The organism is Catenuloplanes sp. NPDC051500 (assembly GCF_044454585.1).
Lineage (GTDB): Bacteria > Actinomycetota > Actinomycetes > Mycobacteriales > Micromonosporaceae > Catenuloplanes.
In genome coordinates, this window is sequence record NZ_JBITDX010000026.1 from 13,301 (window position 1) to 28,910 (window position 15,610).

The 15,610-nt window shown below is 72.6% G+C and carries 18 protein-coding genes; 9 read left to right on the top strand and 9 right to left on the bottom strand.

Annotated features, from left to right (window positions below):
- Positions 1-455: 455 nt before the first annotated feature.
- The 4 genes from panD to ACIA8K_RS35285 are packed head-to-tail and all read left to right on the top strand — an operon-like array spanning position 456 to position 4,696.
- On the top strand, positions 456-872 hold the full coding sequence (panD, locus tag ACIA8K_RS35270; protein ID WP_396067358.1) for an aspartate 1-decarboxylase: 417 nt from the start codon (positions 456-458) through the stop codon (positions 870-872).
- A 13-nt stretch (positions 873-885) separates the two neighbouring features.
- Positions 886-1,167: a hypothetical protein gene (locus tag ACIA8K_RS35275; RefSeq protein ID WP_396067360.1), complete on the top strand. Its 282-nt coding sequence runs from the start codon at positions 886-888 to the stop codon at positions 1,165-1,167.
- Positions 1,167-2,936, top strand: coding sequence for an ABC transporter transmembrane domain-containing protein (locus tag ACIA8K_RS35280; protein ID WP_396067363.1), 1,770 nt, complete (start codon positions 1,167-1,169; stop codon positions 2,934-2,936). The genes ACIA8K_RS35275 and ACIA8K_RS35280 overlap by 1 nt, the downstream gene beginning before the upstream one ends.
- Positions 2,933-4,696, top strand: coding sequence for an ABC transporter ATP-binding protein (locus tag ACIA8K_RS35285; protein WP_396067365.1), 1,764 nt, complete (start codon positions 2,933-2,935; stop codon positions 4,694-4,696). The genes ACIA8K_RS35280 and ACIA8K_RS35285 overlap by 4 nt, the downstream gene beginning before the upstream one ends.
- 45 nt (positions 4,697-4,741) lie before the next feature.
- On the opposite strand, the gene ACIA8K_RS35290 is transcribed toward ACIA8K_RS35285, so the two are convergent.
- From ACIA8K_RS35290 to ACIA8K_RS35305, 4 genes are all read right to left on the bottom strand, one after another.
- Positions 4,742-5,206 (bottom strand): hypothetical protein, encoded by a 465-nt coding sequence (locus tag ACIA8K_RS35290; protein WP_396067367.1) that lies wholly within the window; start codon positions 5,204-5,206, stop codon positions 4,742-4,744.
- A gap of 94 nt (positions 5,207-5,300) precedes the next feature.
- Positions 5,301-6,518, bottom strand: coding sequence for a PP2C family protein-serine/threonine phosphatase (locus ACIA8K_RS35295; protein ID WP_396067370.1), 1,218 nt, complete (start codon positions 6,516-6,518; stop codon positions 5,301-5,303).
- On the bottom strand, positions 6,515-7,318 hold the full coding sequence (locus tag ACIA8K_RS35300; RefSeq protein WP_396067372.1) for an alpha/beta fold hydrolase: 804 nt from the start codon (positions 7,316-7,318) through the stop codon (positions 6,515-6,517). The genes ACIA8K_RS35295 and ACIA8K_RS35300 overlap by 4 nt, the downstream gene beginning before the upstream one ends.
- 65 nt (positions 7,319-7,383) lie before the next feature.
- A complete protein-coding gene (locus tag ACIA8K_RS35305; protein ID WP_396067374.1) occupies positions 7,384-8,223 on the bottom strand; it encodes a helix-turn-helix transcriptional regulator in 840 nt (279 codons plus the stop codon).
- 169 nt (positions 8,224-8,392) lie between these two features.
- Here ACIA8K_RS35305 and ACIA8K_RS35310 point away from each other — a divergent pair, with 169 nt between their 5' ends.
- Together ACIA8K_RS35310 and ACIA8K_RS35315 are read left to right on the top strand one after the other, a co-directional pair.
- The gene (locus ACIA8K_RS35310; RefSeq protein WP_396067377.1) at positions 8,393-9,346 is read left to right on the top strand and encodes an SDR family oxidoreductase; all 954 of its coding nucleotides are present in this window, start codon (positions 8,393-8,395) and stop codon (positions 9,344-9,346) included.
- Positions 9,343-10,659, top strand: coding sequence for an MFS transporter (locus ACIA8K_RS35315; protein WP_396067380.1), 1,317 nt, complete (start codon positions 9,343-9,345; stop codon positions 10,657-10,659). The genes ACIA8K_RS35310 and ACIA8K_RS35315 overlap by 4 nt, the downstream gene beginning before the upstream one ends.
- A 323-nt stretch (positions 10,660-10,982) precedes the next feature.
- Here the strand turns inward: ACIA8K_RS35315 and ACIA8K_RS35320 are convergent, their stop codons facing one another.
- Positions 10,983-11,543: a TetR/AcrR family transcriptional regulator gene (locus ACIA8K_RS35320; RefSeq protein WP_396067382.1), complete on the bottom strand. Its 561-nt coding sequence runs from the start codon at positions 11,541-11,543 to the stop codon at positions 10,983-10,985.
- A 77-nt stretch (positions 11,544-11,620) separates the two neighbouring features.
- Here ACIA8K_RS35320 and ACIA8K_RS35325 point away from each other — a divergent pair, with 77 nt between their 5' ends.
- Positions 11,621-12,322, top strand: a complete 702-nt coding sequence (locus tag ACIA8K_RS35325; RefSeq protein ID WP_396067384.1) for an alpha/beta fold hydrolase — start codon at positions 11,621-11,623, stop codon at positions 12,320-12,322.
- 117 nt (positions 12,323-12,439) lie between these two features.
- Here ACIA8K_RS35325 and ACIA8K_RS35330 read toward each other — a convergent pair whose 3' ends face one another.
- The gene (locus ACIA8K_RS35330; RefSeq protein ID WP_396067387.1) at positions 12,440-13,330 is read right to left on the bottom strand and encodes an SDR family NAD(P)-dependent oxidoreductase; all 891 of its coding nucleotides are present in this window, start codon (positions 13,328-13,330) and stop codon (positions 12,440-12,442) included.
- A 110-nt stretch (positions 13,331-13,440) separates the two neighbouring features.
- Here ACIA8K_RS35330 and ACIA8K_RS35335 point away from each other — a divergent pair, with 110 nt between their 5' ends.
- Complete coding sequence (locus ACIA8K_RS35335) at positions 13,441-13,884, top strand: MarR family winged helix-turn-helix transcriptional regulator (protein WP_396067389.1); 444 nt, start codon at positions 13,441-13,443, stop codon at positions 13,882-13,884.
- A 92-nt stretch (positions 13,885-13,976) separates the two neighbouring features.
- On the opposite strand, the gene ACIA8K_RS35340 is transcribed toward ACIA8K_RS35335, so the two are convergent.
- From ACIA8K_RS35340 to ACIA8K_RS35350, 3 genes are read right to left on the bottom strand one after another with little or no spacing between them, the layout of a single operon-like run.
- On the bottom strand, positions 13,977-14,321 hold the full coding sequence (locus ACIA8K_RS35340) for an FtsX-like permease family protein (protein WP_396067391.1): 345 nt from the start codon (positions 14,319-14,321) through the stop codon (positions 13,977-13,979).
- Positions 14,306-14,824: a hypothetical protein gene (locus tag ACIA8K_RS35345; RefSeq protein WP_396067393.1), complete on the bottom strand. Its 519-nt coding sequence runs from the start codon at positions 14,822-14,824 to the stop codon at positions 14,306-14,308. Before ACIA8K_RS35345 ends, ACIA8K_RS35340 begins: the two co-directional genes overlap by 16 nt.
- Positions 14,812-15,168 (bottom strand): hypothetical protein, encoded by a 357-nt coding sequence (locus ACIA8K_RS35350; RefSeq protein ID WP_396067396.1) that lies wholly within the window; start codon positions 15,166-15,168, stop codon positions 14,812-14,814. Before ACIA8K_RS35350 ends, ACIA8K_RS35345 begins: the two co-directional genes overlap by 13 nt.
- 63 nt (positions 15,169-15,231) lie before the next feature.
- Between ACIA8K_RS35350 and ACIA8K_RS35355 the strand changes: the two genes are divergently transcribed.
- Complete coding sequence (locus ACIA8K_RS35355; RefSeq protein WP_396067399.1) at positions 15,232-15,534, top strand: GNAT family N-acetyltransferase; 303 nt, start codon at positions 15,232-15,234, stop codon at positions 15,532-15,534.
- The last annotated feature ends 76 nt before the right edge of the window (positions 15,535-15,610 follow it).

Sequence of the window (15,610 nt, forward strand, 5' to 3'; positions counted from 1 at the left end):
GCGGGGCCCCGGGCCCAAATCATCCCCCTCCGGCACGGGGGCCCCGGGACCACCCCCGCCGCGGGGGGGCGGGTCCCCGCGCGGGCCCCCGCCCCCCGGGCCGGTCAGAGGCCCCGGACGTTCGGGGCGCTGTGGTGCTCTTGATCTGCACTGAAAGCAGCGCGGCGGACGGATTTCCGGCACCGCGACGAGCATCCGCGCCCGGTGGCCTCGGCGCCGTGGGGTGGTGTGGCACACGCCTGGTGATCAAGGTCTTGCGGGACCGCCTGCCCATGGCTAGTTTTGCCTACGTTTCGGGGGAATCGGCGGATGTGATCCACCGCCGAGTGGTTTCCTCCACGTCCGCGAGGTGCTGGATCCACCAGGGCGGCCGACGCGATGCGTTGCCACTCGTGCGGGCCGATGACGCGTGCATTCCTCGTGCATGGACAGGCGTCGATCAGACAGGAGATGACGTGCAGCGCACGATGCTCAATGGAAAGATTCACCGCGCCACCGTCACCCAGGCCGATCTGCATTACGTGGGCTCGCTGACAATCGACGCCGACCTGATGAGGGCCGCGGACATCGTGGAGGGCGAGCGCGTCCAGGTCGTCGACATCACCAACGGTGCGCGCCTGGAGACCTACGCCATCACCGGTCCGGCCAGCAGCGGCGTGATCGGCGTCAACGGTGCGGCCGCCCACCTCGTGCACCCCGGTGACCTGGTCATCATCATCACCTACGCGGTGCTCTCGGACGCGGAGTTGGCCGCGCACTCACCGCGCGTCGTGCACGTCGACGAGGCCAACCGCATCGTCGCGCTCGGCACCTCCCCGTCCGAGCCGGTCCCCGGCCGTCCCGAACTGGTCGACGGCTCGCTTGCGCACTGATTCCGTTCCCTGCGTGCAGCTCGTGGAGTCGTTCACGCCGCAGGCCGAGGAGTACTCGTTCGAGCAGGTCAGCATACTGGAGGCGTCCGGCGCGGTGCTCATCCCCGCCGGTCCGGACGCTGTCCCGGCCGCCCCGGACAATGCCGCCATGACTGATCTTGAACTGTGGAAGAACCTCTCCGCCGTCAAGGCCGGCCGGGTCTGCCCGATCGTGTCCGGCGCCTCGTCGCCCGGCACCGCGATCCCGCTCGCCGACCGGACGGACACGGTCCTCACCACGCTCGCGGGCGCCTGATGGCGGCCGGCGGCGAACTCACCGCAAGCGCGGTACAACGGCGGATCCTGCTCCGCCAGCGGTCCCGGATCGGTGTCAGCGTGGTCTTCCTGTGCTCCCATCAGGCGGCCGAGGCCCTGGTGCCGGTGATGATCGGTGTGGTCATCGACCGGGCCGTCGCCACCTCCGACACCCGCGCGCTGCTGATCTCGCTCGCCGGCCTCGCCCTGCTCTTCACGGTGCTGACGTTCTCCTACTTCTTCGGCGCCCGCCTCGGGTACGCGGCCGTGGAGCACGAGTCGCACCACACCCGCGTCGAGATCGCCGGGCGCGCGCTCGATCCGCGCGGTCTGCGGTCCGGGCTGCGCGACGGTGAGCTGCTCTCCATCACCGCCTCCGACGCGGAGCTGTCCTCGCTTGTCATCCGCGCGGTCGGCATCGCCGCGGCCGCCACCACCGCGCTCGTCGTCTCCGCGACAGCGCTGCTGGTCGTGGACGTGCCGCTCGGCCTGGGCGTGCTGATCGGCGTGCCGGTCGTCGTGCTCGCGCTGCAACGCCTGGCACCGCTGCTCACCCGGCGCAGCGAGGCCCAGCAGGAGGCGCTGGCCACCACCACCGCGCTCGCGGTCGACCTGGTTTCCGGGCTTCGCGTGCTGCGCGGCATCGGGGCTCAGGACCACGCGGCCCGCCGGTACGCCGCGGCAAGCGCGCACGCGCTCGGCGTCACGCTGCGCGCCGCGAACAGCAAGGGCCTGCAGCAGGGCCTGACCACAGCGGTCAACGGCCTGTTTCTCGCGGCCGTGGCCGGATTCGCCGGCTGGCTGGCGCTGGAGGGCCGGCTCACGGTCGGCGAGCTGGTCGCTGTCGTCGGCCTCGCCCAGTTCATGGCGGAGCCGGTCGGGACCCTCGGCTGGTGCGTGCAGCTGGCGGCCACGGCGAAGGCGTCCGCGACGCGGGTCGGCCGGGTGCTTGGTGCGGCACCGCTTGTGACACCAGGTGACGCCGGGTCCGCCCCGGCGTCGGACACGCGGCTGGCGCTGGACGAGGTCGGCTATGGCACTCTCGACGGTGTGTCGCTGCGCGTCGGCGCGGGCGAGATCGTGGGCGTCGTCGCCTACGACCCGCGGGACGCGGACGCGCTTGTCACGCTGCTGTCCGGGCGGGTGCCGCGAGACGACTACCGCGGCACGGTCCGGGTGGACGGCGTGGCCGCCGACACGCTGACGCTTGACGCGGCCCGCGGCACGCTCCTTGTCGAACAACACGACGTGGCGCTCTTCGAGGGCACGCTGCGCACCAACCTGGCACCGGCCCGCACCGCAGCCGCCGATTCGGGTGCGCCGGCAGACTCCGCCGCCGTTGACGGGCCGGAGGCGGGCCGTGACGACGCCGCGCTGCTCGCCGCCCTGCGCTCCGCCGGTGCCGAGGACGTTCTCGAAGCCCACCCCGACGGCCTCGACCGCGAGCTCACCGAGCGCGGCGCGAACCTTTCCGGCGGTCAGCGCCAGCGCATCGGCCTGGCCCGCGCGCTCGCCGCCGCCCCGCCGGTCCTGGTCCTGCACGACCCCACCACCTCCGTCGACGCGGTCACCGAGGGCCTGGTCGCGGACGGCATCGCCGCCGCCCGCGGCACCGCCCCGCACGGCACGCTCGTCATCACCAGCAGCCCGGCGCTGCTGCGCGCCGCCCACCGGGTGACAGTGCTTGACGGCGGCCGGGTGGTCGCCGAGGGAACCCACGACGCGCTGGCCGCGGCCGACGCCCGATACCGCGAGGCCGTCATCCGATGAGCACCCACAGGCACCTGCTCCCCACCGCGACCGCGCACCAGACCTGGTCCGAGCTGCTCACCGAGTTCAAGCGCCTGCCCGGCCTCAGCGCGGCCGCGATCGCGTTGCTCGTCGCCGCGTCCGCGTCCGGGCTGGTCGCGCCCTGGGTGCTGGGCCGACTTGTGGACGACGTGGTCGCGGGCGCCGGCACGGACCGGATCGTCCGCTGGGCGTGTGTGATCGCGGCCGCCGCGGTGGTCGCCGGTGTGCTCACCGCTGCCGCCGCTGCCGTCGCGGCCCGGCTCGGCGAGACGGTCCTGGCCCGGCTGCGCGAGCGCGTGCTCGACCGCGCGCTGCACCTGCCGTCCGCCACGCTGGAACGGGCGGGCACCGGTGACCTGGTCGCCCGCGCCGGTGACGACGTCGCGGTGGTCACCGGCGCGATCACCGGGATCGGCCCGCTGATGGTCGGCGCGGTGCTCACCATCGTGCTCACCGCGGCCGGGCTGTTCACCCTGGACTGGCGGCTCGGGCTGGCCGGGCTGGTCGCCGCGCCCGCGTACCTGCTGGCGCTGCGGTGGTACCTGCCGAAGTCCGTCCCGTTCTACGCCCGGGAGCGGATCGTCACAGGCGAGCGCGCGCAGGCGATGGCCGGGGCGCTGCACGGCGCCGCGACAGTCCGCGCCTACGGCACCGAGGACGCGCACGTGGCCCGGATCGCGGACCGGTCCGCGGCCGCCCGGGACCTGTCGCTTACCGTGTTCGGCATCTTCACCCGGTTCGGGCTGCGGATCAACAGGTCCGAGTTTATCGGGCTCGGCAGCGTACTTGTGGCCGGGTTCCTGCTGGTGAGGGCGGACGCGGTCACTGTCGGTGCGGCCACCGCGGCCGCGCTCTACTTCCACCGGCTGTTCAACCCGATCGGGCTGATCCTGATGGAGTTCGACGCCGTCATGCAGGCCGGGGCGAGTCTGGCACGGCTTGTCGGTGTCGCGTCGTTGCCGCCGGTCGCCGTACCCACGCATGATCTTGGGGTTGAGGATCATGAGGCTGCGCTGAGCGTGGTCGTGCGCCGCCACCACTACGAGGACGGCCCGGCCGTGCTCGAGGACGTGACGCTTACGCTGGCGCCGGGGGAGCGGGTCGCGCTTGTCGGGGCGAGTGGCGCGGGGAAGAGCACGCTCGCCGCGATCGCGGCCGGGATCATCACGGCCTCGGACGGGGAGGCGCGGCTGCGCGGCGTACAGCTGAAGGATCTTGGTGAGATTCGGGTGCGTAAGGAGATCGCGCTGGTCAGCCAGGAGGTGCACGTGTTCGCTGGGCCTCTCGCGGACGACCTGCGGCTGGCCCGGCCGGACGCGGACGACGCCGAGATCGAGAAGGCGCTGGACCGGGTCGGCGCCATCGGCTGGCTGCGCGCGCTGCCGGACGGGCTTGCCACGCACGTGGGGGAGGGCGGGCACCGGCTGACCGCGGCGCAGGCGCAGCAGCTGGCACTGGCCCGGCTGATCCTTGCGGACCCGGCCGTGGCCGTGCTTGACGAGGCGACCGCGGAGGCGGGCAGCGCGGGCGCGCGCGATCTGGACCGGGCCGCGGCCGCCGCCACCGAGGGGCGGACCACGCTTATTGTCGCGCACCGGCTCGTGCAGGCCGCGGACGCGGACCGGATCCTGGTGCTCGACCACGGCCGGGTCGTCGAGCAGGGCACGCACGCGCAACTGCTTGCCGCCGGTGGCCGTTACGGACACCTGTGGCAGTCCTGGAACGGAGGAGCCCGATGAACACCGCCGCACCGGCCGTGCGAGGCAGCCGGCCCGCGCGCCAGGTCAGCGGGCGTCGAGCTGCTCCGCAAGCGTCTGCAGCCCGCCCCTGATCAACCGGCCGTAATCGTCGTCGCCGAGCACGCCGATGCCCGCCCGCGCGCGTTCCAGGTGCTCGCGGGCCCGGTCGAGATCGCCAAGCTTGCGGTAGCAGTCGCACAGGTTGAGGTGCAGCGACGGGTACAGCCCGGCCACCGGCAGCTCCACGCCCGCCTCGCCGGTCCGCTCGTCGGTGAGCGAGTCGGCCGCGGCCAGCGCGCGCAGGTCCCAGACCAGCTCCTCCGCCACGTCGTCCTGCACGTCGGCCATCGAGTGCGCGAGCACGCAGACGTGCAGCGGATCCCCCCGCTCGCCGCCGATCTCCTCCCAGATCTGTGCGAACAGCAGCCGCGCCGCCTCCCGATCGCCCTGCCTGTGGTGCAGCGCCACGGCCTGTCCGATCCGGACCATCGTGTCGTCGGCGGTGTTCATCGGGCTCCCTCGCGGCGGCTCGGCATCTCGTGAGCGTATCGGCAGTCGCGGCCACGCCACCGCTGTCACGCGACGAGGCGGCCGACCACATCGGTCACTGTGCGTGGCGTGCTGCGCCGTCGAGTGACAGGGCCATCAGGGCCACGTCGTCGTCGATGCGGTCGAGGGTGCCGAGGAGGGTGGTCAGCGCCGTGATGGCCGTGGGGGCGGTGGTGGGTGCCAGCGCGGTGAGGAAGGACCGCAGCGCCGCCTCCCCGTAGCGCTCGGCGCCGGACCGGGCCTCGAGCAGGCCGTCGCTGTAGAGGATCAGCGTGTCGCCGGGTGCCAGCGTGAAGGTGCGGGACACGATGCGTGGAGCGCGGAGGCCGCCGATAAGCGTGCCGCCGGTGGTGGCCTGCGGCTCGACGGTGCCGCCGGCCCGCAGCAGCATGGGCGCGGGGTGCCCGCCGCCGGCGATGGTGACCGCGCAGCCGTCCGCGGCCGGGTGCAGCACGCCGAGCACGACCGTGCAGTGCCGGTGGGTCCTGCTCCGATGGTCCTGGTAGAGCACGTCGTTGAGGTGGGCCAGCGCGGCGGCGGGATCGGGGTCGTAGGCGACGGCGGTCCGGAGCGTGTGCCGGGTGGCCGAGGTGGTGGCCGCGGCCGCGAGGCCCTTGCCGCACACGTCGCCGAGGAAGAACCCCCACGCGTCACCGGCCAGCGGGAACAGGTCGTAGAAGTCGCCGCCGATCCGGTCCGCGGAGGCCATCCGGTAGTAGGCGCCGGTGCGCATGTGCGGCGGCTCCGGCAGTGTGTCCGGCAGCAGGCTGTGCTGGAGTCCGGCGACCAGCCCGCGCAGCCGTTCCCGGTCGGCCTCGGCCTCCCGGCGGGCGAGGAGCAGCTCCTGCTCGTACGCGCGGCGTTCGCGCGCGTCGAAGACAGTGGTGCGGATCAGCAGCGGCTGGCCGTCGCCGCCGGTCTTGACCGCGGAGGTGACGAGCACCGGCAGCCGGGTGCCGTCAGTGCGTGTGAGATCGAGCGCGATGCCGTTGACCTCGCCCTGCATCTGCAGGATCGGGGCGAAGTGCGTCTCGTGGTACAGCTTCCCGCCCATGGTGAGCAGGTCGCTGAAGCGCTTGCGCCCGACCAGGTCGTCCCGCGTGTAGCCCAGCCAGCCGAGCAACGTCGAATTGACCTTGGCGATCGTGCCGTCCAGCAGCGTGGACAGGTAGCCGCACGGCGCGCTGTCGTACAGATCGTCGATGTCGTCCTCCAGCATGGCCGGGAACTCCGTGGCGTGCCCTGGTTCCGAGCGCGGCAACGGCTCGGTCACCGCAGCTCGGCCACGAACGCCACGATGGCCTGCGCCGTGGCCTGCGGGGCGCTCAGCTGGGGGCAGTGCCCGGTGGCGTCAAGCGTGACCAGGCGGCTGCCGGGTATCCGGGCGTGCACGTACGCGCCGACCTCGGGTGGCGCGATGGCGTCGTTCGCCGCCTCGAGCACAAGCGTGGGCACGGCGACCCTGGCCAGATCGGCACGCTGGTCGGACAGGAAAGTCACCCGTGCGAACGACTTCGCGATGGCCGGGTCGGTGCGGCAGAAGCTTGCGGTCAGCTCCTCACCAAGCTCCGGCCGGTCCGGATTGCCCATGATCACCGGCGCCATGCTAGCGGACCACCCGAGATAGTTGCTGTCCAGCGACTCCAGCAGCTCATCGATGTCGTCGCGGGTGAACCCGCCGCGGTAGCCGTCCTCGTCGATATAGCACGGCGACGGGGTCACCAGGACAAGCCCGGCGAAGCGGTCGGGCTCCTCCGCCACGGCAAGCACGCCGATCATGGCGCTGACCGAGTGCCCGACGAAGATCACATCGCGGAGGTCCAGCTCACGGCAGATGTCCAGGACGTCACGGGCGTACCCGTCGAGGCTCGCGTATCTGTCCGGGTCCCACGCGGTCAGGTCGGAGCCACCCGCGCCGACATGGTCGAACAGCAACACCCGGGACCGCTCACCGAGCGTCGCCGTTATCCGCCGCCACATGTGCTGATCGCAGCCGAACCCGTGCGCGAGCATCACCACCGGACCGTCGTCCCGGCCCGTGAAAGTGATGTTGCTGCGCGCGCGCACGTCCATGCCCGCATTCTCGCACCCTCACCCGCGACCCGGCACGATCGGTAATCTGCCCGACTCCGGCGTCCTCAGCGGAGACTCTGCGTACCGATGACCGCGAGCATCTGCAGCTTGTCGTAACTCTCGGTGCCGGGAACGGCGGTGTAGACCATCAGCGAGTGGGCCTCGGACGGGTCGAGCAGGCGCTGGCAGTGCAGCTCCAGCGCGCCGACCTCGGGGTGGACGAAATGCTTGACGTGGTGGGGGCGGATGCCGATTTCATGGTCGTCCCACACGCGGCGGAACTCCTCGCTCCGTGGCAGCAGCAGCGCGGCCAGGTGCGCGGCCCGGGACCTCGGGCCGCGGAGCGTCACAAGTGCGCGCAGGCCCGCCACGTACATCCTGGTCAGGAACGCGTGCTCGTGCGGCGCGTAGATCTGCCGGGCATCCGGGTCGGTGAACCAGCGGTAGCCGGCGCTGCGGGCCGGGCCGGTGAACCGCGTCGTGTCGCCGGTGAGCGCGACGCCGAGCGGGGACTGCCACAGCGTCTCGCCGAGCTCGGTGACGATCTCGGCGGGGGTGTCGTCCAGACGGTCGAGCACCCGCAGCAGCCCGGGGCTGATGTGCTCGCCCGCACCGCCCCTGACCGGTGCGGGGTAGCCGGCCAGGCGGAACAGGTGGTCGCGCTCGTCGATCGACAGGTGCAGGCCCTGGGCGATCGAGGCGAGTATCCGGTGCGAGGGGTGCGGGCCGCGTTGCCGTTCGAGCCGGGAGTAGTAGTCGGCGGACATGTGGCACAGCGAGGCGACCTCCTCGCGTCGCAGGCCGCTGGTCCGGCGGCGCTGCCCACGCGGCAGGCCGACGTCCTCCGGCTGCAGAGCCTCACGCCGACTGCGGAGGAAGTCCGCAAGCCCGGTGCGGTCGATCACGTCGCCTGCCTCTCGAATGACTGCCTCTGTTCTACCGCCCGCGGGCTCCGGTAGCCACGGATCGCCGATCCCCCCTTCGCAGGCGGGGATCGGCAGGCCGTGGTTAACCTCCGGCGTTGCGGCGATGGTCGGTGACGTACACGTTTGGCCGTTCGAAGGAGCAGCACCCATGTCACGAGCACCGATCGACGTCACAATCCCCGACCTGTCCGGAAAACGGGCCATGGTCACCGGCGCAAGCGACGGCATGGGCCTCCGGATGGCAGTCCGGCTTGCCGCGGCCGGCGCCGAGGTGATCATGCCGGTCCGCAACGAGCGCAAGGGCGAGGCCGCGGTCGCCACGATCCACAGCTCCGTGCCCGGGGCGTCGGTCTCGCTTCGCAGCCTCGACCTGTCGTCGCTGGCGTCGGTCGCCGCGCTCGGCGACGGGCTGCGCGCCGAGGGCCGCCCGATCCACCTCTTGATCAACAACGCGGGCGTGATGCGGCCGCCGACCCGGCTGACCACCGCGGACGGATTCGAGGTGCAGTTCGGCACGAACCACCTCGGCCACGTCGCGCTCGTCGCCCACCTGCTCCCGCTGCTGCGCGCCGGCCGGGCCCGGGTCACCTCGCAGGTCAGCGTGGCCGCACGCCGGGGAAGCATCAACTGGGACGACCTGAACTGGGAGCGCTCGTACGACGTCATGCGCGCCTACAGCCAGTCGAAGATCGCGTTCGGCCTGTTCGGCCTGGAGTTGCAGCGGCGCAGTGAGACGTACGGCTGGGGTATCACCAGCAACATCTCCCACCCCGGGATCGCGCCGACGAACCTTCTGGCCAGCCGCCCCGAACTCGGCCGCGGCGAGGACGCCTCCCAGCTGCGCATGATCCGGGCGATGTCCGCGCGCGGCATCCTGCTCGGCACCGTCGAGACCGCGATGCTGCCCGCGCTGATGGCCGCGACCGACCCGGCCGCCAAGCCCGGCGTCCTCTACGGCCCGAGCGGTCCCGGCGGTCTCGGCGGCCGCCCCGGCGAGCAGCGCATGTACCCGCCGCTGCGCAGCGTGCAGGAGGCCGGGCGCGTCTGGGAGGTCTCCGAGCGGCTCACCGGGACCACGTTCGCCGCCGGAGCGGCCGCATGAGGACGAGCCCCTGGTGGGTGGTGGCCGGCGGTGGCACCGCCGCCGCCGTCGGACCCCAGATGTACCTGGCCACGATCGGCCTGTTCGTGCTGCCCATCGTCGAGGAGACCGGTTTCGGCCGCACCACGGTCACCGGCGCGTACTCGGTCGCGGCGATCGGGATGGCGATCGGCCTGATCCTCGTCGGGCAGGTGGTCGACCGGTTCGCCGCCCGCTACCTGCTGGTGCCCGCCTTCGTGCTGTTCGCGGCCTCGATGGCGCTCGTCGGCCTGGTCCCGCCGAACGCGGCGGTCTACCTCGTCCCGTGCTTCTTCGTCGGGTTCTTCGGCGCCGGCACCGTCGTGCCCGCCACCCGCGCGGTGGTGAGCTGGTTCGACAACAACCGCGCGCTCGCGGTCGGCATCACGACCGGGCTGATCGGCCTGGGCGCCGCACTGGCCCCGCTGCTGGCCGGCACGCTCATCGACGGCGTCGGCTGGCGGGCTGCCTACGGCGTGATGGCCCTGGTCTCCGTCGCGATCTCGGTCCCGATGGTGCTGCTGTTCGTCCGTGCCCGCGCCGAACGACACGTCCGCGGCCGGCTCGTCCGGGCCGCCCGGTCCGGCGACACCGAGGTCCGGCTCGAGCTGCCCGGCCTGACCTTCCGCGAGGCGGTCCGTACCCGCCGGTTCTGGGCCATGTCCGTCGGTCTGGGCCTGGTCGGCGTGGTGGTCGTCGGCCTGCAGGTCCATCTGGTGCCGATGATGACCGATCGCGGCCTGCCCGATGACCAGGCCGGCACGCTCCTCGTCATCTTCGGCCTGGCCTCACTGATCGGGCGGGTGGCCGGCGGCTTCATCCTGGACCGCGTGCACGGCGCGATCATCGGCCCGATCGTCATGCTCGCCCCGATCGCCGGCCTGTTCTTCCTCCACCCGCCGTTCTCCGCCGCGGCCGTCGCCGTCGCGTTCATCGGCGTCGCCTTCGGCATCGAGGGTGACCTGCTCGCGCTGCTCATCACCCGCTACCTCGGCACCCGCGACTTCGGCCGCATCCTCGCCCCGGTCCAGGCCGCGTTCATCCTCGGCACCGCCTTCGGCCCGCTGCTGCTCGGCCTCGGCTACGACTCCCTGGGCTCCTACGACCCGGTCCTTCCGGCCCTGATGGGCGTCCTGGTGATCGGCGCCGTCCTGATCGCCACGCTCGGCCCCTACACCTTCCCGCCGGTCACCGGCTTCGACGAGCTGGCCGCCGCCGACGAACTGGCCGCCTCCCGGGTCCTGAGCGACCTCGCCGAGAACGACGGGTCGCTACCGGCCGAGGCCCGGGCCTAACCGACAACCACGAAGGGCGAGAACACAGAACATTTTCCCGCTCTGCGGGTGGTCGCGGCCCGCACGCTCCCGCGGGCACCGGTCGTCGCCAGGGCTCCTTCCTTCCGGTCCCGCGGGGGACCGGAAGGAAGACCGGGCCTCTTCCGCCATGCCGGGGGAAGCGCGGTGGCCTGTCGCCGGGGTGGTCGCGCCGGAATGCGCGGTGGCCTGTCTCCGGAGTGCGCAGGCCGGGGGAGGCGCGGTGCGGCGGAGGGTGGCTTGGTCGCGGGGGCACGCCGGGGGCCGCGCGATGCGCCGACGGAGGTGGCCTGGTCGCCGGGCGGTCACGTCGGCGCGGGCGGGCGGCCGAGTGAGCTGAGGAACTGCTGGAACGCCTCGTCGGTGCGGGAGATGTCGGCGGTCGCGTCGAGGTCCATCAGAAGTCCGCGGATGACCGCGAGCACGAGCGTCGCGTGGTCCTCCCGGCCGATGCTGCGCAGGCCGTCCGCGAGCGGCCCGAGCCAGTCCGTCGTGGCGGCCCGGCGGAAGTCCGGCCACAGCGGCTCCACCGCGGTCTCCCGCCACTGCCCGAACATCCGCAGGAACGGCCGCCCCTCCGAGCCGGTCATCGCGGCCCAGGCGTTGCGCAGAGTGACCGTGTAGTGCTCGCCGGGGCGGGCCCGCAGCAGCGCGCCGAAGCTGTCCAGCTGACGTTGCCGTGCGTGGCCGAGCACGGCCCGGAACAACGCATCCCGGGTGCCGAAGTGGTAGATCAACATGCGGGTCGAGGTGCCGGTCGCGCGGGCCAACGGCTCCAGCCGGTCCGGGAGCCCGTGCGCGAGCGCATGATCCGTGGCCGCGTTGAGCAGCTGTTCTTTGATTTCCGGCCGCGGATGCCGTCCCATCGCCGTAGCTTTTCACGTAACGACCGGTACGTCTACCGTTGATCAGGACGGAGCCAGGTCGTACCCCGGAGGCAGTGATGAGGGTTGTGTTCGTTCACGGAGCGTGCGTGCGTGACGGTTCGTGGTGGTGGCACCGCATGGCGCCGCTGCTGCAGGAGAAGGGCGTCGGCAGCGTGACCGCGACCCTGCCGAGCTGCGGCGAGGCCGGTGTGCCGGGCGGCACCGGCGGCCCGGGACTGACCGAGGACGTCGCGGCCGTGCGGACCGTGCTGCAGGACAGCGACGAGCCCACGATCGTGGTCACGCACAGCTACGGCGGGATCGTGACGGCGGAGGCAGCCGCGGGCGTCCCGTCCGTGCAGCACCTGCTGCTGATCTCCAGCTACCTGCCCGAGGTGGGCCAGAGCCTGTCCGAGTTCGGCGCGCCCGGACCCGCGCCGTTCCTGGACATCGACCCGGACGCGGGAACCTTCGGCGTACGCCCGGAGCTGCTTGTGGACACGTTCCTGCAGGACTGCGACGCCGAGGTGCGCGAGCAGGCCGCCGCGCACCTCGCCCGGCAGAGCGTGCAGGTCACCGGCCAGCGGGTGAGCGCGGCGGCCTGGCACGACGTGCCGTCGACCTACCTCGTGTGCGCGGACGACCGGGGCACCCCGGCCCGCCTCCAGCGCGAATACGCCCGACGGGCCGGGCGGGTCGTCGAGATCGACGCCGGCCACCACCCGTTCCTGTCCCGGCCCGAGGTGGTCCGCGACCTGATCCTGGAGTCAGCCGCCTGACCCCGCCCCGGCCGCCTGGCCCCGCCCCGGCCGGCGGGCCGCGGACCTGACCGTCCGGGCGACGATGGTGGACCTTCCGCCGGGCGTGCCTGATCACGGCGCGCCCGGTGGCTGGTCTCAGGAGGCGACAGGCACGCCCGTCTTCGCCACCAGGCGAGTGGAGGCCTCCAGGTAGTCCGCGATGTACTTCTCGGTGAGCCCGTCCGAGGGCAGCACCGCATCGCCCTTGCGGTCGAACATCGATCCACTGTGTCCGCTGATGCCGGGGGATGCGAGCAGTGGTGCGATCCGCCCGGCGTACGTCTCCGGGGTGGGGGTCATCAGGCGCAGCACGCCCTCGAGCATCCGGTGCTTGATGCTGCCCTCGCCCATGAAGTTGCTCCGGATCGCGGTGCTGACCGCGCCCGGGTTGAGGCCGAAGACGTCCAGGTGCGGGTAGCGCCGGGCCGCGTCGAGCACCAGGATCTCGTTGCCGGCCACGGTGTTCATGTGGTGCGTCATCGCCTTGTAGGAGCGCTCCGCGTTGATGTCGAGGCTGCCGACGTTGCCGGCGCCGGGGAAGCCCATCACGAACACGCGGGCACGGGCACGCCCGGCGGGACGGCCGACGCCCAGCCGGTGTGCGACCGCGCGCAGGATGACCAGCCGGCTCAGGAAGCTGATGGCCATGTCGCGCTCGATGCCGTCCGCGGTCTCCTGCCGCTGCGGTGCGGCCATGATGCCTGTGGTGAAGACGATCGAGTCGAGCGTCTCGGCCGGGATCAGCCCCGCGACGCGGTCGGCCTCGCGCATGGTGGTGAGGTCGGCCTCCAGGAACTCGATGTTCCGCACGCCGGCGTCGCGGAACGTGCGGCCGACGACGATGACGTGTGCGCCACCGGCCGCCAGCGCGCGGGCCAGCGCCCGGCCGAGCCCGCCGGTGCCGCCGACCACCGCGATTCGCTGGCCGGCCAGCTGCAGCGCCGCCGGGCTCACCCGCTGCCAGGTCACTGCCTTGTCACGCTTCATCACAGACTCTTTTCGTTGACCCAAACAATAGTTGACTGACTCACCTATTCACCGTAGGCCAAGATGCGTGAGTGAGTCAACTATTGTGTGGCTGTAGTAATATGCGGCTCATGGCACATCGAGCTGAGCAGGCCGAAGAGGCGAGCCGGCTGGCACGGCTCCTGGTCGACATCGCGGAGCGCTCCAAGGCCGACTTCGCCGACTCCGCGAACGAGCTCGGCATCCCGGTCCACCTGGCCCGCGCCCTCGCCCTGCTCACCGGGCCCGTCCCGATGCGCGACCTGGCCGCGCTGCTGCGCTGCGACCGCTCCTACGTCACCGCGATCGCCGACCAGCTCGAGGAGCGCGGCCTGCTCACCCGCATCCCCGGCGCCGACCGCCGGGTCAAGCTGCTCACCCTCACCGACGCCGGCCGTGATCTTCAGTCCCGCCTCACCGCCGCGATCGCCGCCGGAAACGCCCTCCTCATTCGCCTCGACGACGCCGACCGAGTCGCCCTCGCCCCGCTCCTCGAGCGCCTGGCCCCCGACGACTCGGATCTGACCAGCTGCTGACCTCACCGGTCACGGGCCGCGTGCGCGGCCTCCTCTGTCCGGAGGCCCGCGTGAGGCACGGCCGGGCGCTGGTGGGAAGTCGAAGCGCGATGTCAGGCCGCGCGGAAGCTGTCCGCGACCGGCCGCCGGGCGGACAGCAGTGCCGGCACGGCCGTGAGCGCCGCGACAAGCACCAGCACCCCCGTCGCGCCCCCGGCCAGCCACCACCCGGGCGCCCCTTGATCGCCGCCGTAGAGCACCACCCCGGCGGGCACCCCGAGAACAGCGCCCGGCACGGTCGGCAGCACCTGGGCGAGCGTCAACCCCAGCCCGGCCTGACCCGGTGTCGCCCCGAGCGCCCGCGCGACCGCGAGCGGATATAGCGCGTCCAGCACCGCAGCCCACGTGCTGACCGCGGTGTTCAGCAGCGCCAGCAGGCAGATCAGCGCCGCGACCACGAGCAGCGCCGACGCGAGCCGTTCGTTTCGTGGTCCGGGAGCGTCGACGTGCCGTACCGGAGCGGATCGTCGTCCTGGGCCAGATGGGTGAGCACTGCGGCATACGCGGCCGTGCTGATCAGCGTGTTCGTGGTGACGAGCCGCCCGTGCCCGGCGCGGCGCGCGGCGATCCGCACCGCGATCAGCACGCTTACCGGCAACCGCCGGGACAGCCGCACCTGCCAGGTTCTCCGGCGCGGCGGCCGCATCACCTCGTCGAACGGGCGGCGGGCGCGCAGGACCGGGGCGAGCGCGCCCGCACAGGCGATCGCCACAGCGAGCCCGGCCGTCGCGAGTACCAGCGACAGCGGCGGCAGCGTCGGGCCGGCCGGGGCCAGGAGCCCGGCGGTCGTGCGGAACAGCAGGGGCGTGGCGAGCCAGCCAACGGCCAGGCCGAGGCCGGCCGCGGCCAGCCCGATCACCAGGTACTCGGCGAGGTGGACGGCCGCGATCAGGCCCGGCACCGGCCGCGGTGAGCAGCCCGGCCCGGCGGCGCTGCGCGATGATCCGGCCGGCGACGATCCCGGCCACCCCGGCGACAGCGAGCCCGGCGAGCAGCCAGCCCCCCGATCCGGAACGCGGACTCGGCGAGCTCGTTCGTCGAGCCGTACCGGGCGCCGATCTCCGCCGCCGTGCGGATGCGCCAGCCACGGCCGACGGCGGGTGGCGTCCACCCGGGTCCGACCGTCAGACTCAGCGTGTAGGACGGTTCCTGGCCACCCGCGATCGCGCCGAGGTCGCCGCGGTCCGCCCAGACCAGCCCGCCCTTCTCCGTGCCGGCCGCCCCCGGCTCGTAACGGTTATCCATCAGCTCTGTCAAGGCGCACCCCTCACGGACGGGGGGCACCTGGGGGAGTGGTTGGATGGGCGGGTGACGTACACGGTGAGTGATCTGGTGGAGAAGGAGCGCTTCGAGGCGCGGGACGAGGCGGGGGAGCTCGCCGGGATGCTCACCTATCAGGTCACCGGACCGATCATCGTCTGCACGCACACCGGCGTCGAGCCCGGGTTCGACGCGGCCGCCGTGACTGACGCGCTGGCCCGCGCGATCATGGAGGACGCCAAGGCGCGGAACCGGACCGTGGTGCCGATGTGCCCGATGCTCAGCGAGTGGCTGGACAAGCACCGCGAGTACGAGAAGCTCGTCGCCCGCTCCACCCGCCGCGTCAAATAGCGGTGCGGTCAAGGGCTGAGACGTCACGCCGAGGGATCTGACCGCAGCCGGCTGGTGCCGTGTCCACCCGGCCCGC